Genomic DNA, 2,662 nt, shown 5'->3' on the forward strand with positions numbered 1-2,662 from the left:
TTCATTTTTTCAACGGAGAGTTTGATTCTGGCTCAGGACGAACGCTGGCGGCGTGCTTAACACATGCAAGTCGAACGATGAAGCCCAGCTTGCTGGGTGGATTAGTGGCGAACGGGTGAGTAATACGTGAGTAACCTGCCTTTAACTCTGGGATAAGCCTTGGAAACGGGGTCTAATACCGGATACGACCAGTTCCCGCATGGGATGCTGGTGGAAAGGGATATGTACTGGTTTTAGATGGGCTCACGGCCTATCAGCTTGTTGGTGAGGTAACGGCTCACCAAGGCGACGACGGGTAGCCGGCCTGAGAGGGTGACCGGCCACACTGGGACTGAGACACGGCCCAGACTCCTACGGGAGGCAGCAGTGGGGAATATTGCACAATGGGCGCAAGCCTGATGCAGCGACGCCGCGTGAGGGATGACGGCCTTCGGGTTGTAAACCTCTTTCAGCAGGGAAGAAGCGAAAGTGACGGTACCTGCAGAAGAAGCGCCGGCTAACTACGTGCCAGCAGCCGCGGTAATACGTAGGGCGCGAGCGTTGTCCGGAATTATTGGGCGTAAAGAGCTTGTAGGCGGTTTGTCGCGTCTGCTGTGAAAGCCCGGGGCTTAACCCCGGGTTTGCAGTGGGTACGGGCAGACTAGAGTGCAGTAGGGGAGACTGGAATTCCTGGTGTAGCGGTGAAATGCGCAGATATCAGGAGGAACACCAATGGCGAAGGCAGGTCTCTGGGCTGTAACTGACGCTGAGAAGCGAAAGCATGGGGAGCAAACAGGATTAGATACCCTGGTAGTCCATGCCGTAAACGTTGGGCACTAGGTGTGGGGGACATTCCACGTTTTCCGCGCCGTAGCTAACGCATTAAGTGCCCCGCCTGGGGAGTACGGTCGCAAGACTAAAACTCAAAGAAATTGACGGGGGCCCGCACAAGCGGCGGAGCATGCGGATTAATTCGATGCAACGCGAAGAACCTTACCAAGGCTTGACATATACCGGACCGCTCTAGAGATAGAGTTTCCCTTCGGGGCTGGTATACAGGTGGTGCATGGTTGTCGTCAGCTCGTGTCGTGAGATGTTGGGTTAAGTCCCGCAACGAGCGCAACCCTCGTTCTATGTTGCCAGCACGTAATGGTGGGGACTCATAGGAGACTGCCGGGGTCAACTCGGAGGAAGGTGGGGATGACGTCAAATCATCATGCCCCTTATGTCTTGGGCTTCACGCATGCTACAATGGCCGGTACAAAGGGTTGCGATACTGTGAGGTTGAGCTAATCCCAAAAAGCCGGTCTCAGTTCGGATTGGGGTCTGCAACTCGACCCCATGAAGTCGGAGTCGCTAGTAATCGCAGATCAGCAACGCTGCGGTGAATACGTTCCCGGGCCTTGTACACACCGCCCGTCAAGTCACGAAAGTTGGTAACACCCGAAGCCGATGGCCTAACCCTTTTGGGAGGGAGTCGTCGAAGGTGGGATTGGCGATTGGGACTAAGTCGTAACAAGGTAGCCGTACCGGAAGGTGCGGCTGGATCACCTCCTTTCTAAGGAGCTTCAACATTAGTTGAGCCATGCTGGACGCGAGTGTCGTTTGGGTGGTTTGCTCATGGGTGGAATGTTAGTTCTGGTGCTGTGCTTGCTCTTTGGGGTGGGTGCTGCGCTGATGAGTTTGTGTGTAATTTTGGTGCGCTTTTGGGTTTTGAGGTAATAAGCCTGTTGGTTTGTTGCTCTCAGGATCTCCCGGCACGAGAGTAGTGGTCAGACTGGTTTGTTTGGTTGCCTTGAGTGGTATCGGGTTGTTGTTTGAGAACTGTATAGTGGACGCGAGCATCTTCGAATGTAATGAAGATTTCTCAATCTCTTATGATTGGGTTTCTTTGATACTTTTGATTTTGTACTTAGTTAGTCAAGGTTAATATCTTTGATTTTATCTGTGTGTAAGTTATTAAGGGCACACGGTGGATGCCTTGGCACTAGAAGCCGATGAAGGACGTGTGAATCTGCGAAAAGCCTGGGGAAGCCGATAACAGGGCGTTGATCCCAGGATGTCCGAATGGGGAAACCCAGCAAGCCGTCATGGTTTGTTACCACCAGTTGAATGTATAGGCTGGTTGGGGGGAACGAGGGGAAGTGAAACATCTCAGTACCCTCAGGAAGAGAAAATAACTAATGATTCTGTGAGTAGTGGCGAGCGAAAGCGGAAGAGACTAAACCTGTGGTGTGTGATACCGGTTGAGGGTTGCATCATGGGGGTTGTGGGAGTACGCATCATAGTTTCAACCGACTATGGACGTGATGTTCTAGCATGTAGGTGAAGGCCTTGGGATGGGCTGCCGGAGAGGGTGAGAGTCCCGTAATCGTAATGTGTTAGACCGCGTGTGTGCCACCCGAGTAGCACGGGGCTCGTGGAATCTCGTGTGAATCTGCCAGGACCACCTGGTAAGTCTAAATACTTTCTAGTGACCGATAGTGAATCAGTACCGTGAGGGAATGGTGAAAAGTACCCCGGGAGGGGAGTGAAATAGTACCTGAAACCGTGTGCTTACAAGCCGTTGGAGCCTTTTGGGGTGACAGCGTGCCTTTTGAAGAATGAGCCTGCGAGTTAGTGTTCTGTCGCGAGGTTAACCCGTGTGGGGAAGCCGTAGCGAAAGCGAGTCTGAATAGGGCGT

General features: G+C 52.9%; 2 rRNA genes. Both read left to right on the forward strand.

The features are described from left to right. Positions 1-9: 9 nt before the first annotated feature. Positions 10-1,537 (forward strand): 16S ribosomal RNA (locus L7A15_RS10560). A 391-nt stretch (positions 1,538-1,928) separates the two neighbouring features. Continuing rightward, a 23S ribosomal RNA gene (locus L7A15_RS10565) occupies positions 1,929-2,662 on the forward strand; the annotation flags it as partial.

This window comes from Rothia nasimurium (genome assembly GCF_928391935.1).
GTDB classification, from domain to species: Bacteria; Actinomycetota; Actinomycetes; order Actinomycetales; family Micrococcaceae; genus Rothia; species Rothia nasimurium_D.